The organism is Nocardia sp. CA-136227 (assembly GCF_050955695.1).
GTDB lineage: Bacteria > Actinomycetota > Actinomycetes > Mycobacteriales > Mycobacteriaceae > Nocardia.
Genome location: NZ_CP192081.1, coordinates 238,410 through 256,886, shown reverse-complemented (window position 1 = coordinate 256,886; position 18,477 = coordinate 238,410). Strand labels below are relative to the sequence as shown.

The following is an 18,477-nucleotide window of genomic DNA, read 5'->3' as shown; positions in this document are numbered from 1 at the left end:
ACTCGGTCCGCCGGGGTCTTTCGTCTTCGCGGGTCAGCGCAATGCGCGGGCGACCTCGTCCAGGGCCGAGTCCAGCAGATCGGTGTAGCGGTCCGGGTCAGGGATCACGGCGGGGTCGGCGTGCACGGAGATCGTGACGGTGTCGCCCAGGCCGGTGACGCCGTGGGTGAGGTGCATGACCGCGCCCAGGGCCGGGAAGCCGGCGGTGAAGCGGACCGGACCACCACCGAACTCGAGGTCGGCGGGGCCACGGTCGACACTGGAGACGACGGTATGACCGGAGACTCGTTCGGGGAGCTGGTCGATCGGGGCGTTCGCAACATCGCGGTGGAGGATCGGGGCGGGGAGGACGGCCGTCACCGCGTCGGGTGCGTGCTGGAGGGGGTGGGCCGCGCGGGTACGGCGGGCGGTGAGGTCGGCGGCGATGCGGTCGGCGCGGGCGCGCGGGTGGGGTTCGGACAGCGACAGGTCGACCGAGAGGTCGCGGTAGGTGTTGCGGGTGGGGCTGTCGGTCGCGGGGGCGGTGATCGCCATGGGGACCTGGGCGCGGAGTTCGGGGACCGGCTCGTCGCGGTCGCGGAGATAGCGTTCGAGGGCGAACGAGATGGCGGTGAGGGCGACCACCGTGACCGAATGGTCCGGGGTGCGCAGACGGGCCTTGTCGCACACCAGCATTCGCGCGATGTGAGCGGCCGGTGGTGCGCCGGTGCCGTTCAGGAGGGTCGGTTCGACATCGGGGGCCGGGGGTGGGAGTTCACCGGCGGTGGTGAGGTCGGCCAGGTGGCGCTGTGCGCGGGCGGCGGCCAGGCCGCGAATCACGGTGCGCGCCATGCCGATCGGTATGGCGGGCAGGGCGAGGGTCGCGGCGAGGGCGGTAGTCGTCCTGGCGCGCAAGCTGTTCGGCACGTATCGGAGGGGGAAGGGGGCGGCCGGATGCGTCGCGGGTGGGGCCGGAAGGTCATCGGCGCCGAACAGGGCGCGGGCGATGGCGGCGGCGCGGCGGCCGTCGGCCAGGGCGTGAGATAGCTGGAGCACCGCTACCAGGGCGGGCTCTCCGGGAGCGAATCCCGGGACGTCCCGGACATTCCGGAAGGTGTGTAGTCGCCAGGGGCGGTCATTCGCCTTCAGGCCGGCGCCGAGCAGGGTGCCGAGGTCGGCGGTGAGATTCGCCCAGGTCGCATCGCCGAGGTCATGGTCGATGAACTGATCGTCGGTGACGTCGCAAGTCACCCAAAGCGGATACGCAATGTTCGCAGGAGTATCCAGCACGTGTATCAGCAAATCCGGAATACGGACCACTCGGTTCGCGACGGCCGCCCGCAGTTGCTCCGGATCCCGCCCGGCGTCGGCGAAGCAGTACAGCAGGAACAGATCGTTGCGCGTGCGCGCGGACAACCAGTACATGGTGGCGTCCCGAGGGGCCAGGGAATTCACCCGACGACCATAACGAAACCCTATACTCCGAGGCCGCTCGCGGTGCTACCGTTTGTAGTAGAAGCCTTACCACTCTCCCGGGGGCGGGTGACCGCTATGGCAACCACCAACAAGATCTCCGGTCGACTTGCGGAGCAAGCCGACGAGATGGACCAGCGCTACCAAGGCGCCGCATTCCTCAAGAGGTCGATCAACAAGGTATTTCCGACCCACTGGTCGTTCCTGCTCGGCGAAATAGCGCTGTACAGCTTCATCATTCTGCTGCTGTCCGGCGTCTATTTGACCTTGTATTTCGACCCCTCGATGCAGGACGTCACCTACAACGGGGCCTATCAGCCGCTGCGCGGGGTCACCATGTCGCGCGCCTACGAGAGCGCGCTGAACATCTCCTTCGACGTCCGCGGCGGACTGTTCGTGCGACAGGTGCACCACTGGGCCGCGCTGCTCTTCACCGCGTCGATGATCATCCACATGTGCCGGATCTTCTTCACCGGCGCCTTCCGCAAGCCGCGCGAGGCCAACTGGGTGCTCGGCGCGCTGCTGCTCATCATGGCCATGTTCGAGGGCTTCTTCGGCTACTCGCTGCCCGACGACCTGCTGTCGGGAACCGGGCTGCGCGCCGCCTTCGCCGGAATCACTCTGGGCAGCCCGGTGATCGGCACCTGGCTGCACTGGCTCATGTTCGGCGGGGACTTCCCGGGGAACATCATCATTCCGCGGCTCTACATCGCCCACGTGCTGCTGCTGCCCGGAATCATGCTGGCGCTCATCGTGGTTCACATCGCGCTGGTCTGGTACCAGAAGCACACACAGTACCCGGGCCCGGGACGCGCCGAGAAGAATGTCATCGGCACCCGCATCGTTCCGGTGTTCTCGCTGGACCAGGGCGCGTTCTTCGCGTTCACCCTGGGCGTGCTGGCCATCATGGGTGGCCTGCTGCAGATCAATCCGATCTGGAATCTGGGTCCCTACAACCCATCCCAGGTGTCGGCGGGCACCCAGCCCGACTTCTACATGATGTGGACCGACGGTTTCCTGCGCCTGTTCCCCGCCTGGGAGGCGTACCCCTTCGGGCACACCGTGCCCGGCGCGTTCTCGGTGGCCCTGTTCATGCCGCTGATCTTCACACTGATCATCGCCTACCCGTGGATCGAGAAACGGCTCACCGGCGATCGGGCCCGGCACAACCTGCTGCAGCGCCCGCGCGACGTCCCGGTGCGCACCGCCATCGGGGCCATGTCGCTGAGCTTCTACCTGATCCTCACCCTGGCCTGCGTCAACGACATCATCGCCTTCAAGTTCGACATCTCGCTCAATGCCACCACCTGGGCCTTCCGCATCGGCCTGCTCACCGTTCCGGCGCTGGCCTACTTCGTGGCCTACCGGCTGTGCGTCGGATTGCAGCGCGCCGACCGCAGCGTGCTCGAGCACGGCATCGAAACCGGTGTGGTGCGGCGACTTCCGCACGGCGAGTACATCGAACTGCACCAGCCGCTCGGCCCGGTCGACGAGCACGGCCATCCGATCCCCCTGGAATATCAGGGCGCCCGCGTCCCTCGGAAGATGAACCAGCTCGGCGTCGCCGGCAGCCCGGGCACCGGCGCGTTCTTCTGGGCCGATCCCCAGGAGGAACGCGACCTCAACGCCGCCAACGAGCGCGCGGCCGAACACGCCCAGCTGGCCGTATTGCGGCGGGCACAGCAGAACGCGTCAGGTAACGGACAATCCGGCAATGGGCACGGCTCGAGCTGACCGCTCCCCCACGGCCTTCGACAGAGCGAAGCCCCCGAGTCTCCGGGACTCGGGGGCTTCTCGTTTTTCCCGGTGGGGTCGCGGCAGGCCGCCCGCAGGCCGCGATCAGGCCCGCTTGAACTCTCCGTCGGAGACACCCGCTACGAAGGCATCCCACTCGCCCGGGGTGAAAGCCAGGATCGGCCCGGCGCCGTGGTCCTTGGTGTCCCGGACCGCGACATTGCCGTCGCGGAGAAACGCGACCTCCACGCAGTTGCCGTTGGGGCCGCTGTGTTTGCTCTTGCGCCAAACGGCGCCGGTGAAATCCACCTTCACGGTACTAGCTCCTTTTCTGCGTCAAGCTTGGAATCCTGCTGGCATAGAACCTGGCGACCGCGGGATCGTTCGAAAACACGAATCACCGGGCTCGCCGCGGGTCGCACGCAAACGCTCCGTACAACCTGTCTCTGCACTTCGCGATGGGAATGCGCCCCCGATGGCCGTTCCCGCGCTAAACCCTAGCAGGGTTCGTCATTAGGAGATCGCATTCTTTCGTTTTCAACCAGCAAATTTGCGGCAAGGTTAGCCAGCAAATTATTTGCAAGAAATTAGCCCCAATTTGAGGCTATTGAATTTCAAATATGAGAATTCCTTCACTCACCGCTCGGGTACCCCGGGTGGATCGGGGCACGCGGGACATGGGGAATGATGGGAAGCATGCCCCAGCAGTCACCGGAGGATGCCGGACGGGACCGCGACGACGACGGCCGTGCCCGGAATGCCCGTCCTCGTGACCGTTTTGGGCGACCCCTCCCATTCGGCAGCTCGGGCATCCCCCGCATTCCCGATGACCTGGACCTGCCGCCGGCCGAAACCCTCGACTACGCCCAACGTCTGCTGGACGAGGGCCTGGCTTTCAACGCGCACGAGGTACTGGAGGCCGCCTGGAAGAACGGCCCGTTCGCGGAAAAGTCGCTATGGCAGGGCCTCGCGCAATTTGCCGTTGGACTCACCCACATTCAGCGGGGAAACCCCAAGGGAGCGCGCACTCTGCTGACACGGGCGTCCGAACGCCTCTCCGCCTACGGACCCGCCCCCTACGGCATCGACTCGCCCGGCCTGGTGGCCCGTGCCGAGACCTTGCTCATGGCCATCGAGCAGGGAAAACCCATCTCCGACACGGATCTTCGAGCTCGGCTCACAATCCCACACTGAATTCGCAATCCCAGTGCCCCGCCGCACTCGACGTGCGCACCCGCAGGAAGGCGAAGGGTCGGCCGCGCTGCGAAGGATGCGAACTACCATCGACAGACATGCCGACCGACCCCGCCCCAGCAACGACCGCCCACCCTGGGCGGCGGCCCGGGGCCGGTCGTTTCGCGCCCAGCCCGTCCGGCGATCTACATCTGGGCAACCTCCGCACCGCACTGCTGGCCTGGCTCTTCGCCCGCTCCACCGGACGCGAATTCCTCATGCGGGTGGAGGATCTGGACCGCGTCAAGAAGGGCGCGGCCGAACGGCAACTCGAGGACCTCGCCGCCATCGGCCTGGACTGGGACCCGCCCGTGGTGTGGCAGTCGCAGCGCCTCGCCCTCTACGAGACAGCCATCGCACGCCTCACCGAGGCGGACCTGACCTACGAATGCTTCTGCACGCGTAAGGAAATACAGCAGGCGGTGACCGCGCCGCACGGCCCGATGGGCGCGTACCCGGGAACCTGCCGCAACCTCACCGAATCGGAGCGGCAGCGGTGGCGCGACGAGAGCCGCCCCGCCGCGCTGCGCCTGCGCGCCGACCGTACCGAGTTCACCGTCACCGACGGGCTGCTCGGCGAATACCGTGGCGCCGTGGACGATCTGGTGCTGCGGCGCGGCGACGGCACCCCGGCCTACAACCTCGCCGTCGTGGTCGACGACGCCGACCAGGGCATCGACCAGGTGGTGCGCGGCGACGACCTGCTGCCCTCCACGCCGCGGCAGGCGTATCTGGCGACCTTGCTCGGCCTGCCCGTCCCCGCATACGCCCACGTCCCGTTGGTGCTCAATACCTCCGGGCAACGGCTCGCCAAGCGCGACGGGGCGGTCACCCTGCGCGATCGGACAGCCCTCGGCGAGTCCCCGCGACACGTGCTGAGCGCGCTCGCGGCGTCGCTCGGCTACGACGGCGCTACCACGTCGGCCGATGTCCTGGAACGATTCCGGCCGGAAAACCTGCCCAAAGAACCCTGGAGACTCGACCCCGACGGGTTGTTGCAACCCAGCTGGTGTCCGTAACGTACGCACTCGACCAGATCCCGAACGAAATCGACGAGGACGGCGGAACAATGACGAGCGGTGGGTACGACCCCAACCAGTATCCGCAGGGCGGCCAGCCGTACGGGCAGCCGCAGCAGCCTTACGGGCAGCCGCAGCAGCCACAGCAGCCGTACGGTCAGCAGCAGCCCTATGGGCAGTCCGACCCCTACGGCCAGCAGCCGCAGCAGCCTTACGGCCAGCAGCCCTACGGGCAGCAGCCCGACCCGTACGGCCAGCAGCAGCCGCCGCAGTACGGCCAGCAGCCGCAGCAGCCGTTCGGTCAGCCCGACGCCTACGGCCAGCAGCCGCAGCAGCCGTACGGCCAGCCCGCCTACCAGCCCTACCCGGACGGCGGCCAGCCCGGTTTCGGTGGCGGTTTCGGCGGATCGCAGCCCGGTGACCTGTGGACCCGCTTCGCGGCCCGCATCATCGACGGCCTGATCATCGGTATCCCGGCCGGAATCATCGAGGTGCTGCTGCCCAACAGCATCGCGTGGCTGTGGAGCGTGCTGGTCCCGGTCATCTACTTCGGCTACTTCATCTTCATGGAGACCCAGCAGGGCGGCCAGACACTGGGCAAGAAGATCCTGAACCTGCGGGTCGTCGGCCCCGGCGGCGCGCCGCTGGACCCGGCCACCTCCGCCAAGCGCAACCTGTTCATGATCGTGCAGCTGGTCCCGTGCCTGGGCACGCTGGTCGGCCTCGGTATGGCGATCTACATCGCCATCACCATCGAGCAGAGCCCGACCAAGCAGGGCTGGCACGACCAGTTCGCCGGCGGCACCCAGGTGCTGAAGGGCTGAGGCTCTTCCCTCCGCTGAACGCAATGGGGCGCATCCACTCCGGATGCGCCCCATTGTCATTGGCGCGCCACCTCATTCACGCACCGCGCCGGTCCCTCAGCTGGAGCCCGTCATGCTGGCGATGATGAAGATCAGGAACCCACCCAGCCCCAGCACCGTTCCGGCCGCGCCGACCCAGATGCCGCCGAGCGCCAGGCCGCGGCCCTGCTGCCCGTTCGTCTTGAGCTGGTTGAGAGCGACGACCCCCAGCACCAGTCCGACGATCGAGATCACCGGTAGGAACGCGCAGAAGAACATAGCCGGGATGCCGATGATCGACACCACCAGCGACGCGATGGCCAGCGAACTGGTCTGTTGCGTCGGCGCCGCGTACCCGTAGGGCTGATAGCCCGGGTAGCCGCCGTAGCCCGGGGGCTGCGGCGTGGGCTGCTGGCCCGCGCCCGGATAGCCCGGCGTCGGATTCGCCTGCGGCGGCGGATAGCTCGGATACACCGGCTGCGGCGGCGGGGTCAGCGGCGGCTGCCGATACTGCGGCGCGGAGGTGTAACCGGGCGGAGGCGGCGTCGATTGCTGCGGCGCCGCGGGCGGGGTCTCGGGCGCGACGCCCTCACCCCCGTACTGCTTCCACCACTCGTCGGAATCGCCAGGATTCGTCATTCGTCCAGCCTAGGGCACCCCAGCTATCCGTACCCCGCGGTCGCGGCAGGGGATACTTTCGGGCGTGAGTGATATCGAAACGGTCGAAACCGACCGATCTGGACACCCCACGCCGCAACACGCCGCATTCGCGGACGCGGCGGGGGGATATTTCACGCCGGTGGCGGTGGCCTTCACCGCTGTCCTGCTGATTTCCAACGTATGCGTCGCCAAGGGCGTCCAATTCTTCTCCGGACAGCACTTCTCCCTGGGCCCGCTGACCATCCTGCCGATCACCATGGACGGCGCGTTCTTCCTCTTCCCGATCGCCTACGTCATCGGCGACATCCTCAGCGAGGTGTACGGCTTCAGGGCCACCCGCCGCACCGTCTACTACGGGTTCGCGGCGCTGCTGCTGATGATCGTCTGCTTCCAGATCGTCATCAAACTGCCCACCGGTGACCTGCAGCAGAACCCGACCGCCTTCGGGGACGTGCTCGGCAATACCCCGCAGCTGGCGCTGGCCGGGATCACCGGCTACTTCGTGGGCCAGTTCCTGAACTCCAGCACGCTGGTGCTGATCAAGGAGCGCACCAAGGAGAAGCATCTCTGGGCGCGACTGCTCGGCTCCACCATCGCGGGCGAGTTCGGTGACACGCTGGTGTTCTGCTCGATCGCGGCGACCGCCATCGGCATCAACACCTGGGGCGACTTCGTCAACTACGTGATCGTCGGCTTCATCTGGAAGACCCTCGTCGAGGCGTGCGTGCTGCCGATCAGCTACCGCTGCATCGCCTTCCTGAAGAAGCGCGAACCCTCCTACCGCCCGCGCGAGCGCTCGGCCATCCACGAGTGACGCGGACCGACTCTCCGAAGCTCGCGGCCGTGTCGAATTCCCTTATTGCCCAGGGGCTTTGATGCGGCCGCGCCAGCGGCCCAGGAAGTCGGCCTGATATTCGTCGAAGTAGCCGCCGTCGATGCTCTCGCGGACGCGATCGACCAGGCGCACCGTGAACCGCTCGTTGTGGATGGTGCACAGCGTCGAGGCGAGCATTTCCTTCGCCTTGAACAGGTGGTGGATGTAGGCGCGCGTGTAGTTCGCGCAGGTGTAGCAGTCGCAGGTCTCGTCGATCGGCGTGAAGTCGCGCTTGAACCGGGCCGTATTGATATTGAACCGGCCCTCGTCGGTGTACAGCGCCGCATTGCGCGCCACGCGTGAGGGATTCACGCAGTCGAAGGTGTCCGCGCCGTTCTCCACGGCGGTGAAGATGTCCTCCGGCTCGCTGATGCCGAGCAGGTGCCGGGGCTTGCCCTCGGGCAGTTCGTCGCAGCACCAGCCGACGATGGTGCCCAGATTGTGCTTCTCCAGCGCGCCGCCGATGCCGTAGCCGTCGAATCCCGTTCCGGCCGCGCCCCGCAACTCCTCGAGGTCGCGACAGGCCTTGCGGCGCAGGTCCTCGTACTGCGCGCCCTGGATCACACCGAACAGCGCCTGATACGGCCGATGCGAGCGCGCCTCGGTGAGCCGCTCGTGCTCGTCGAGGCAGCGTTTGGCCCACAGCCGCGTGCGCTCCAGCGATTCCTCCTGGTAGCCACGGGTGTTCATGAGCGTGGTGAGCTCGTCGAAGGCCATCATGACGTCCGCGCCCAGCTGATGCTGGATGGCCATGGACACCTCGGGGGTGAACCGGTGCTTGGAGCCGTCCAGGTGCGAGCGGAAGGTCACACCGTCGTCGTCGACGTGCGCCAGCCGCTCCTTGCCCTTGGCGATCACGTCGTCGTCCTGCACGCCGACCGATTCCATGGCCAGCACCTTCTTGAAGCCGACGCCCAGCGACATGACCTGGAAGCCGCCGGAGTCGGTGAAGGTCGGGCCGTGCCAGTTCATGAACTCGGCCACACCCCCGGCCTCGTCCACGATGTCCGGGCCGGGCTGGAGGTAGAGGTGATAGGCGTTGGCCAGCAGGGCCTGCGAGCCGAGTTCCTTCATGGTCTCCGGCAGCACGGCCTTGACCGTGGCCTTGGTGCCGACGGGGATGAAGGCGGGTGTCGCAATATCGCCATGTGGCGTACTGATCACACCGGTCCTGCCGTGCCGCCCTTCCAGGCGGGCACCGACCTTGAACGAGAACTCGGAGGCAGCAGACACCGAGCTATCCTCTCATCTCCCGAGCTGAGTGATTTTCTTCGCTCCGCGAAGAGGCCTGGCCCGCACACCGTGGTGTGCGGGCCAGGCCGGCGGAGCGTCGGGTCATTTGGTGAGGACGACCGCGTCCGGCTCCGGATCGTCCACATTGTTGCCCTCGCCGTCGGTGATGGCGGCGGCGAACTGGGCGTTGTAGAGCCGGTGGTAGAAGCCGCGGGCCGCGAGCAGTCTCTCGTGCGTGCCCTGCTCGACGATCTTGCCCTTCTCCATCACCACGATGGTGTCGGCGTCGCGGATCGTCGAAAGCCGGTGTGCGATCACGAAACTCGTGCGGTCCCGGCGCAGCGCCGCCATGGCGTGCTGCACCAGCAGCTCGGTGCGGGTGTCGACCGAGCTGGTGGCCTCGTCCAGGATCAGGATGGACGGCTTGGCCAGGAACGCGCGGGCGATCGTGATGAGCTGCTTCTCACCGGCGCTGACGCCGGAGCCCTCCTCGTCGATGACCGTGTCGTAGCCCATCGGCAGCGCGTGCACGAACCGGTCCACGTAGGCGGCGCGGGCGGCCTCGAGGATGTCCTCCTCGGAGGCGTTCGGATTGCCGTAGGCGATGTTCTCGCGGATGGTGCCGCCGAACAGCCAGGTGTCCTGCAGCACCATGCCCATGCGCGAACGCAGGTGGTCGCGGGTGATGGCGGTGATGTCGACGCCGTCGATGGTGATGGCGCCGGAATCCACCTCGTAGAACCGCATGAGCAGGTTGACCAGGGTGGTCTTGCCCGCACCGGTCGGCCCGACGATGGCCACCACGTGACCGGGCTCGGCGACCAGCGAGAGGTCATCGATGACCGGGGTCTCCGGCTCGTAGCGGAAGGACACGTCCTCGAACGCGACCCGCCCGCGCTCCAGCGGCCGCGAGTCCTCCGGATCCGGGTCCGGCGACTGCTCCTCGGCGTCGAGGATCTCGAAGATCCGCTCCGCCGACGCCACACCCGACTGCAGCAGGTTCATCATCGAACCGATCTGGGTGAGCGGCTGGGTGAACCCGCGCGAGTACTGGATGAACGCCTGCACCTCGCCCAGCGACAGCTGACCCGACGCCACCCGCAGACCGCCGACCACGGCGATCAGGACGTAGTTCAGGTTCCCGAGGAACATGATGGCGGGCATGATCAGCCCGGAGATGAACTGCGACTTGAACGAGGAGTCGTAGAGCTTCGCGTTGGTCTCGTCGAACTTCTCCCCCACCTCGCGCACGCGGCCGAATGCGCTGACCACCTCGTGGCCGGTGAAGGCCTCCTCGACCTGGGCGTTCACCTCGCCGGTGTACTTCCACTGGTCCACGAAGTGCGGCTTGGAGCGCTTGGCAATCTGCGCGGTCACGATGACCGCCAGCGGCACGGTGAGCAGCGCGATCAGGGCCAGGATCCAGGAGATCCAGAACATCATGATCAGGATGCCGATCACCGACAGCACATTGATGATCAGCTGCGACATGGTCTGCTGCAGCGTCTGCGCCACATTGTCGACGTCATTGGTGACACGCGAGAGCACGTCGCCGCGCGGCATGGAGTCGAAGTAGCGCAGCGGCAGCCGGTGGATCTTCTCCTCGATCTGCGCGCGCATCCGCTTCACGGTGCGGTTGAGCACCACGATCAGCAGCTGTGCCTGCAGCCAGCCGAACAGCGCGGACCCGATGTAGAGCGCCAGCACCCAGGCCAGCACCTGCCCCACGGCGGTGAAATCGATTCCGGTGCCGGGGATCACGTCCATGCTGGCGAGCATGTCGGCGAAGGTGGTGTTGCCGCCCGCGCGCAGGCCCTCGACCAGTTCGTCCTTGCTCTGCCCGGCGGGCAACTGCTTGCCGACCACACCGTCGAAGATGAGGTTGGTGGCCTTGCCGAGGATCTGCGGACCCAGGGTGTTGAGCACCACCGAGCCGACGGCCAGCACGAACACGACCGCCAGGTAGGCCTTGTCCGGCGCGAGCATGCGCAGCAGGCGCTTGAGCGACGGGCCGAAGGATTTCGCCTTCGCGTCCGGCGCACCGGGATTGGGGGCTCCGGGCCTCATCGCACCTCCTCCGCGCTGAACTGCGATTCCACGATCTCGCGGTATTCGTTGCAGTCGAGCAGCAACTGGTCGTGGGTGCCGATGCCGGCCATCGCGCCGTCCTCCAGCACCACGATCTGATCGGCGTCGCGGATGGTCGAGATCCGTTGCGCCACAATGATGACCGACGCGTTCGCGGTCTCCGGCTTCAGGGCCTCGCGCACCCGCATGTCGGTGGCGACGTCCAGGGCGGAGAAGCAGTCGTCGAACAGGTAGACGCGCGGCTTGCGCACCAGCGCGCGGGCGATCGCCAGGCGCTGCCGCTGACCACCGGAGACGGTCGTACCGCCCTGCGCCACAGGCGTTTCCAGCCCCTGCGGCATCTCGCGCACGAAGTCGGCGGCCTGCGCGATCTCCAGCGCGTGCCAGAGTTCCTCGTCGGTGGCGTCCGGCTTGCCGTAGCGCAGGTTCGAGGCCACCGTGCCCGAGAACAGGTACGCCTTCTGCGGGACCAGGCCGATCTCGGTGCGCAGCGTCTCCAGCCCCAGCTCCCGGACATCGGTGCCGCCCACGTGGACCGCGCCGTCGGTGACGTCGATGAGCCGCGGGATCAGGTTGATCAGGGTGGTCTTGCCCGCGCCGGTCGCGCCGACGATGGCGGTGGTGGTGCCCGGCTTCGTCTGGAAGCGAATGGCTTTCAGCACCGGCTTCTCCGCGCCCGGGAACTTGAACTCGGCGAACCGCAGGTCCACCTTGCCCGGGTCGTCCTTGAACGCCTGCGGCAGCCGCGGCTCCGACACCGAGGACTCGGTGTCGAGCACCGCGCTGATCCGCTCGGCCGAGACCGCGGCGCGCGGGGCCATCATGGCCAGGAAGGAGGCCATCATGACCGCCATCAGGATCTGCATGATGTAGGCCAGCATCGCGGTGAGCGTGCCGATCTGCATGTCGCCGTTGTCGATCGAGTGGCCGCCGAACCAGATGACGCCGACCGTGGTGACGTTCGAGATCAGCATGACCATCGGGAACATCAGGGCCATGTACTTGCCGACGTAGAGCGACTGCTCGGTCAGCTCGCTGTTGGCGACGCCGAAACGCCAGGTCTCCTGACGTTCGCGCACGAACGCCCGCACCACGCGGATACCGGTGATCTGCTCACGCAGCACCCGGTTCACCGCGTCGATCCGGTCCTGCATGCGCCGGAAGCCCGGCACCATGCGGGTGATGATGAAGCCCATCGACAGGGCCAGCGCGGGCACCGCGATCAACAGCAGCCACGACAGCTGCATGCTCTCGCGCAATGCCATGAAGATGCCGCCGATGCACATGATCGGGGCCATCACCAGGATGGTCGCGCTCATCAGCACCAGCAGCTGCACCTGGCCGATGTCATTGGTATTGCGGGTGATCAGCGACGGCGCGCCGAACACGCCGACCTCGCGCGCGGAGAAGGTGCCCACCCGGTGCAGCAGGGCCGCGCGCATATCGCGGCCCGCGCCCATGGCGGCCTGGGCGCCCAGGTAGACAGAGGCGGCCTGGGCGATGATCTGGATGGCGGTCACCAGCAGCATCCAGCCGCCGGTGGACCAGATGTAGCCGATATCGCCCTTGGTGACACCCCGGTCGATGATGTCGGCGTTCAAGGTGGGCAGATACAGCATGGCGATGACCGAGATCAGCTGGAGCACGACGACCCCCGCCAACTGATTGCGGTAGGGCCGCATGGAGGTGCGTAGAAGTCGGATCAACATGATGCTGGCAGGCTACCGCCATCCTCGGACGCTCGCCGTGACGTTTTCCGGCGGCACTGGGTCCGCCCCGCTAGATGTCGGGTTGATCCAGATCACGCCACTCGCCCGCGGTGGGCTGCGCGGGCGCGGCCGCGACCGTGCCACCCGCCGGGCGGGGGCGGCGGGTCCAGGCGTCCGGGTCGTGCAACAGCTCGTCCAGGAAGGACGGGAGCAAGTCGTGGGCGATATCGGCGATGGTGACGCGCTCGAGCACGGAACGGATGTTCACCCGCAGGCCGATCCACACCCGCTGCAGCGGTTCGGCCGCGCCCGAATAACTGACGTCCTCCGGCCGCTGCCCGCGCACGGAGGCCAGCGGGCCCTCCACGGCGCGGATCACATTCGCGATGCTGATCTCGGCGGCCGGGCGGGCCAGCCGGTAACCGCCGTCCGGACCGCGGCGGCTGATCACCAGATCGCCCTTGCGCAGATCCGCGACCACCGATTCCAGCACCTTCGGCGGAATGTCCTGGGCGGCGACGATCGCGTCGGCCTTCACCGAATCCGGTTGCCCCTTCGCGATTTCGACGAGGGTGCGCACCGCGTAATCGACCTTCGCGGTGATGTGCACGGAAACTCCTGATATCGGACCGGTGGTGTGAAAACCCTATCGCGCTGGATACAGCACACCGAGTGCGGCATTCAGCAGGGTCGTCTCGACGTGGTCGACATCCATGTCCGGGACGATCTCCTGGGTCATCATCGCGGTGCTGAGCACCTGCATGGCCGCGGCGGCGCGCAACAGGGTGTCGGCGTCCGGATCGGGTCCCGCCATCCACCGGCACATGCGGTGGTGCAGCTCGATCATGTCGGGGTAGCGATTGCCGAGCGCGTTGACGATGGCGACCGTGTCGCGCATGCACAGCGCGCCCACCTGACGGTTGGCCAGGGTGGAGTGCAGCCGCTCGCGAATCACCGCTCGGACGTTGTCGGGAGTTGCGGGCAGGTTGTCGAGGCTCGCGACCTGATCCCGCACTTCGTCGAACATCGGCTCGATGATCGCCACCAGGAGATCGACCTTCGAGGCATAGTGATAGTAGAGCGAGGCTTTTGTGATTCCCACCGCATCGGCGACCTCGCGCAAACTGCTGTGGTCGAACCCTTTGCTGGCGAATAACTGCAGAGCGGCGTCACGGATCGCGTCTTTAGTGCTTCTACCTGCGACAACGGTCCCGGAACCGTTTTGGCCACCCATGCGCACATCCTCTCACTCGCGCTCGAAATGCGATCAACGCCACCTAGAGTCGAGGTTGTTCCTCCACTTAGCTCCTCGGTAGTCTACCTACCGCACGGTAGGCAGATTTCGTTTCGTGAAGGCGGGGAGCGGTAGCTCCCGGCGGCAGTGTTGTCTACGCGCTCGCACACCAGCACCCCTGTTCAGCCCGCACAAACCATCGCCCAGGAGACCCCTCGTGTCCGTATACCTCTATCGGTGGGGGAAGTTCGCCTTCCGCCGTAAATGGATCGTCATCGCGGCGTGGATCGCCGCGTTGTTCGTGATCGGTGGTGTCGGCGGTTCGCTGGCCAAGCCGTTCCAGGACTCCTTCACCATGCCGGACCTGCCGTCCGAGCGGGCCACCAAGATCCTCGACGAGCACTTCCCGGGCGCCTCCGCCGGCTTCGACCAGAATGCCGTCAACGGCACCTATGTGATCGCCGCGCCGAACGGTCAGAAGCTGACCGACCCCGGCAACGCGGCCGCGCTGCAGGCCTTCGTCACCAAGCTCGGCGCACTCGACATCATCGACAAGTCCGCGCCGCTGATGAACCCGGTCGAGATCACCAAGAAGATCGGTGAGCGCGCTGGAATCGACTGCCTCGCCGCCGACCGCTCCAACCCGGCCTTCGCCGCGAACTGCTCGAGCGCACCGCTGAACGTGCTGAACAAGGAGCACCCGGACTCGGTCGCGACCATGCAGGTCAAGTACACGATCCCGAAGTACTCCGACCTCACCGCGGCAGACCGTGACGCCGCCTACAAGGTCGGTGACGACGCGCGCGCGGCCGGCCTGCAGGTCGAACTCATCGGTTCCATCACCCAGGATCCGGGCGGCTCCAGCGGCGCCTCGGAGATGATCGGCATCGCGGTGGCGCTGGTGGTCATGGTGATCGCGTTCGGCGCGATCGTGGCGGCCTTCGTGCCGATCCTCACCGCGCTGGTCGGTGTCGGCACCGCCATCTCCGTCATCATGTTCGGCACCCACTGGCTGACCGTGCCGACCTTCACCCCGATCCTGGCCTCCATGATCGGCCTGGCGCTGTCCATCGACTACGCCATGTTCATCGTCTCCCGGTACAAACACGAACTGGCCGTGTCGAATTCGCCGGAGGAGGCCGCGGGCACCGCGGTCGGCACCGCGGGCTCGGCCGTCATCTTCGCCGGTCTGACCGTCATCATCGCGCTGGCCGGTCTCACCTTCGTGAAGGTCAGCTTCCTCACCTCGATGGGTATCTTCGGCGCCGTCTCCGCGGCCATGGCGGTGCTGGTGGCCGTCACCCTGATGCCCGCGCTCATGGGCGCGTTCGGCCGCTTCCTGTTCAAGCCGAAGCTGCCGCTGGTCGCCCAGCACGATCCCGAGGACGACTCGTCGGTCACCAACGGCCAGCGTTTCGCCCGTCTCATCGGCAAGGCGCCCGCGCTGACCCTCGGCATCTCCGTGGTGCTGCTCGGTCTGCTCGCCGCCCCCGCGGTGAATCTGCAGCTGGGTCTGCCCGGCGGCGACTCGATGCCGCACGACAGCACCATCCGCAAGGCGTACGACCTGCAGACCGAGGGCTTCGGCGAGGGCTCGAACGGCACGCTGATGGTGGTGGTCGACCTCAGCAAGACCCCGGAGAACCAGCGGACCGATGCGCTGAACGCGTTGCGCGACAAGCTGGCCCACTACCCGGGCATGGACTACCTGACGGTGGCCCAGCACAGCCAGGACGGTCAGGCCGCCATGTTCACCGGCGTCCCGCACGCCGGGCCGAACAACAAGGAGACCAAGGACCTGGTCAAGGACGCCCGCAACGCGGAGTCCGAGCTGAAGTCCCAGTACGGCATGGAATACGGCATCACCGGCACCACCGCGATCTTCGCGGATGTGTCGCAGGCCCTGCTGGTCAAGATCATCCCGTATCTGGCGATCGTGGCCGGCGCGGCATTCATCCTGCTGCTCTTGGTGTTCCGCTCGATCCTGGTCCCGCTGACCGCCGCGCTCGGCTTCCTGCTCTCCATGGCGGCCACCTTCGGCGCGACCGTGCTGATCTTCCAGGACGGCAAGTTCGGCCTGGTCGAACCGCACCCGCTGGTCAGCTTCCTGCCGATCATGTTGATCGGCTTGGTATTCGGCCTCGCCATGGACTACCAGGTGTTCCTGGTGACCCGCATGCGTGAGGAGTACGTGCACGGCAAGTCCGCCAAGGAAGCCATGATCAGCGGCTACCACCACGGCGCCCGGGTCGTGACCTCCGCGGCCATCATCATGATCTCGGTCTTCAGCGCGTTCATGCTGCAGGACAACGTGGTGGCCAAGTCCATGGGCTTCGCGATGGCGGCGGGCGTCTTCTTCGACGCCTTCATCGTCCGCATGGTGCTCATCCCGTCGCTGCTCGCCCTGCTGGGCGACTCGGCGTGGTGGATCCCCAAGTGGCTGGATCGCATCCTCCCCGACATCGACGTGGAGGGCGCCAAGCTCACCGAGCTGAAGCAGTCCACCGTCCCCGCCGAGGCGAAGGAACACGCCACGATCGGCTGATCGACGCGTTGAATGCTCGGCCCCCACCCGGATTCCGGGTGGGGGCCGAGTTCGTCTGCGCGCCTTGGTCGTCAGCGCAGGAAGCGGACGGCGGTGTTGCGGAGCGCGATGCCGGCGGCGGTGCCGGGAACCATGAGGGCGGTGGCGGCGCGGAAGCCGCGCTGCTTGGGTTCGACGAGCTTGCGGTGGCGGCGCTCGTAGGACGCCAATGCCTGCCGGGGGTCGTCGGGGGTGCGGGTGAGTTCCTCGGCCAGGATGTGCGCGCCCGCGATGGCGAGGGTGGAGCCGTCGCCGAACAGGGAGAGCGAGGATCCGGCGTCGCCGAGCAGGGCGATGCGGCCGATCGACCAGTGCGGCAGGCTGATTCGGCTCACCGAGTCGAAGTAGATGTCGTCGGCGGCCTGGAGTTGGTCGAGGAGACCGGTGAAGATGCCGGTGCGGCCGGCGAAGGCGGCTGCCACCAGGCGTTTGTGCTGCGCGAGGTCTCGGTGGTCGAAGCCGGGAACGGCCGCCTGCCGGAACATGAAGGCGGCCACGGCTTTCCCGTTGGACGGGTGGACGGTGATCGCGCGGCCCGGCCGGTTGAACATGACCACCTCACGTTCGTCGTCGAAGACCCGGTCGACGGGCAGGGTGGCGGCGTACATGCCCATATGCCGGATGAATCCGGCCTCGTCGCCGAAGACCAGCCGCCGGACGTTCGAATGCAGGCCGTCGGCTCCGATCACATAGTCGTAGCGGCCGGTGCCGCCGCTCTCGAAGCGGATATCCACCCCGCCCGCATCCTGCGCGATCGCCGAGATCGACTCTCCCCAACGGACTTCGGCCTTGTCACGGGCCGCACCGAGCAGGATCCCGGCCAGGTCCGCCCGAGCGACCTCCACCTCCCGGTCCCCCGCCCCGCCCTGAAAAGCGCTGAGCCGCAACCCCGACCGCTTCCTGCCGGTCTCGTCCACGAAGCTCATCCGATCCACAGCCGAGGCCGCCGCCCGCAGCGCCGGCATCACCCCCATGGCTTCCACGACCTCTACCGCGGGCCCCTTCACATCGATCGGGTTCCCGCTCGACCGCTGCTTGCGCGCCCGCTCGACCACGGTCACGTCGAACCCGTTGCGCACCAGCCAATACGCCAGCGTCGCCCCCGCGATCCCCGCCCCGGAGATCAGCACGGCCTTGCTCATCGTCATCACCTCCATCCGAAGTGGACGATTTTCGTCCACTTTTCAGACGGTACAGTAACCGGAAGAATTTCGTCCACTTAATCCCGGAGGTGAGGACAACGGCCGAGCTCAGGTCCGACGCCCGCAACAACCGCGACCAGATCCTGGCCGCCGCCCAGCTCGTCTTCCGGGAGCAGGGCACCAATGTCTCCATGAAGGACATCGCCGACGCCGCCGGAGTAGGCGTCGGCACCCTCTACCGCCGTTTTCCCGACCGCGGCGCCCTCATCACCGCCGCCGCCCACTCCTACCTCTCGGCCCTCTCCGACCTGGCCGCCACCGCGGAACGCGAAGCCCCCACCCCCTTCGAAGCCCTCACCCGCCTCCTCCGCGCCTGCGCCGAACTCCGTCTCGGCGCCCTCGCCGCCGCCATCGAACCCACCCTCCACGCCGACATCAAGGCCGACCCCGCCCTCACCGAAGTCCGCGCCACCATCACCGACCGCATCGCCCGCCTCACCACCCAGGCCCACGACGACGGCACCCTCCGCCCCGACGTCACCTCAGCCGACATCGGCCGCCTGATGACCCTCCAGATCTACGCCACCCCCGACGAGCCCTACCCCACCGCCGTCAACCGAGTCGTCGACCTCCTCCTCAACGGTCTCCGCCCCTGAACAAGAAAGCCCCGCAC

At 67.1% G+C, this 18,477-nt stretch carries 16 protein-coding genes; 7 read left to right on the top strand and 9 right to left on the bottom strand.

Annotation, left to right across the window (positions count from 1 at the left end; all coding sequences use genetic code 11):
• Nucleotides 1-33 precede the first annotated feature (33 nt).
• Nucleotides 34-1,434 carry a WS/DGAT domain-containing protein gene (locus ACQP06_RS01165; protein WP_433669838.1) on the bottom strand — a complete coding sequence of 467 codons (1,401 nt, stop codon included), beginning with the start codon at nt 1,432-1,434 and terminating at the stop codon, nt 34-36.
• A gap of 96 nt (nt 1,435-1,530) precedes the next feature.
• On the opposite strand from ACQP06_RS01165, the gene qcrB reads away from it, so the two are divergent.
• Nucleotides 1,531-3,186, top strand: coding sequence for a cytochrome bc1 complex cytochrome b subunit (gene qcrB / locus ACQP06_RS01160; RefSeq protein ID WP_433669836.1), 1,656 nt, complete (start codon nt 1,531-1,533; stop codon nt 3,184-3,186).
• 105 nt (nt 3,187-3,291) lie between these two features.
• On the opposite strand, the gene ACQP06_RS01155 is transcribed toward qcrB, so the two are convergent.
• A complete protein-coding gene (locus tag ACQP06_RS01155; RefSeq protein ID WP_357275290.1) occupies nt 3,292-3,501 on the bottom strand; it encodes a DUF397 domain-containing protein in 210 nt (69 codons plus the stop codon).
• Nucleotides 3,502-3,882: 381 nt separating this feature from the next.
• Here ACQP06_RS01155 and ACQP06_RS01150 point away from each other — a divergent pair, with 381 nt between their 5' ends.
• The 3 genes from ACQP06_RS01150 to ACQP06_RS01140 all read left to right on the top strand — a co-directional run bounded on the left by ACQP06_RS01150 (nt 3,883) and on the right by ACQP06_RS01140 (nt 6,262).
• Nucleotides 3,883-4,380, top strand: a complete 498-nt coding sequence (locus ACQP06_RS01150) for a DUF309 domain-containing protein (RefSeq protein ID WP_433669834.1) — start codon at nt 3,883-3,885, stop codon at nt 4,378-4,380.
• 98 nt (nt 4,381-4,478) lie between these two features.
• Nucleotides 4,479-5,438: a tRNA glutamyl-Q(34) synthetase GluQRS gene (gene gluQRS / locus ACQP06_RS01145; protein ID WP_433669832.1), complete on the top strand. Its 960-nt coding sequence runs from the start codon at nt 4,479-4,481 to the stop codon at nt 5,436-5,438.
• Nucleotides 5,439-5,488: 50 nt separating this feature from the next.
• Entirely contained in the window at nt 5,489-6,262 is a 774-nt protein-coding gene (locus ACQP06_RS01140; protein WP_433669830.1) for an RDD family protein, read from the top strand.
• A 96-nt stretch (nt 6,263-6,358) separates the two neighbouring features.
• On the opposite strand, the gene ACQP06_RS01135 is transcribed toward ACQP06_RS01140, so the two are convergent.
• On the bottom strand, nt 6,359-6,919 hold the full coding sequence (locus ACQP06_RS01135; RefSeq protein ID WP_433669828.1) for a DUF4190 domain-containing protein: 561 nt from the start codon (nt 6,917-6,919) through the stop codon (nt 6,359-6,361).
• A gap of 64 nt (nt 6,920-6,983) precedes the next feature.
• Between ACQP06_RS01135 and ACQP06_RS01130 the strand changes: the two genes are divergently transcribed.
• Nucleotides 6,984-7,754, top strand: a complete 771-nt coding sequence (locus ACQP06_RS01130; protein ID WP_433669827.1) for a queuosine precursor transporter — start codon at nt 6,984-6,986, stop codon at nt 7,752-7,754.
• A gap of 42 nt (nt 7,755-7,796) precedes the next feature.
• Here ACQP06_RS01130 and tgt read toward each other — a convergent pair whose 3' ends face one another.
• The 5 genes from tgt to ACQP06_RS01105 all read right to left on the bottom strand — a co-directional run bounded on the left by tgt (nt 7,797) and on the right by ACQP06_RS01105 (nt 14,078).
• Complete coding sequence (gene tgt / locus ACQP06_RS01125; RefSeq protein ID WP_433669825.1) at nt 7,797-9,047, bottom strand: tRNA guanosine(34) transglycosylase Tgt; 1,251 nt, start codon at nt 9,045-9,047, stop codon at nt 7,797-7,799.
• 102 nt (nt 9,048-9,149) lie between these two features.
• Nucleotides 9,150-11,114 carry an ABC transporter ATP-binding protein gene (locus ACQP06_RS01120; protein ID WP_433669823.1) on the bottom strand — a complete coding sequence of 655 codons (1,965 nt, stop codon included), beginning with the start codon at nt 11,112-11,114 and terminating at the stop codon, nt 9,150-9,152.
• Complete coding sequence (locus ACQP06_RS01115) at nt 11,111-12,844, bottom strand: ABC transporter ATP-binding protein (protein WP_433669821.1); 1,734 nt, start codon at nt 12,842-12,844, stop codon at nt 11,111-11,113. The genes ACQP06_RS01120 and ACQP06_RS01115 overlap by 4 nt, the downstream gene beginning before the upstream one ends.
• 70 nt (nt 12,845-12,914) lie before the next feature.
• Nucleotides 12,915-13,454: an RrF2 family transcriptional regulator gene (locus tag ACQP06_RS01110; protein ID WP_433669819.1), complete on the bottom strand. Its 540-nt coding sequence runs from the start codon at nt 13,452-13,454 to the stop codon at nt 12,915-12,917.
• Nucleotides 13,455-13,490: 36 nt separating this feature from the next.
• Nucleotides 13,491-14,078, bottom strand: coding sequence for a TetR/AcrR family transcriptional regulator (locus ACQP06_RS01105; protein WP_433673543.1), 588 nt, complete (start codon nt 14,076-14,078; stop codon nt 13,491-13,493).
• Between the two features lie 217 nt (nt 14,079-14,295).
• On the opposite strand from ACQP06_RS01105, the gene ACQP06_RS01100 reads away from it, so the two are divergent.
• Entirely contained in the window at nt 14,296-16,623 is a 2,328-nt protein-coding gene (locus ACQP06_RS01100; RefSeq protein WP_433669818.1) for an MMPL family transporter, read from the top strand.
• A gap of 71 nt (nt 16,624-16,694) precedes the next feature.
• Here the strand turns inward: ACQP06_RS01100 and ACQP06_RS01095 are convergent, their stop codons facing one another.
• Nucleotides 16,695-17,804, bottom strand: a complete 1,110-nt coding sequence (locus ACQP06_RS01095) for an FAD-dependent monooxygenase (protein ID WP_433669816.1) — start codon at nt 17,802-17,804, stop codon at nt 16,695-16,697.
• Nucleotides 17,805-17,893: 89 nt separating this feature from the next.
• Between ACQP06_RS01095 and ACQP06_RS01090 the strand changes: the two genes are divergently transcribed.
• Entirely contained in the window at nt 17,894-18,460 is a 567-nt protein-coding gene (locus ACQP06_RS01090; protein WP_433669814.1) for a TetR/AcrR family transcriptional regulator, read from the top strand.
• Nucleotides 18,461-18,477 lie beyond the last annotated feature (17 nt).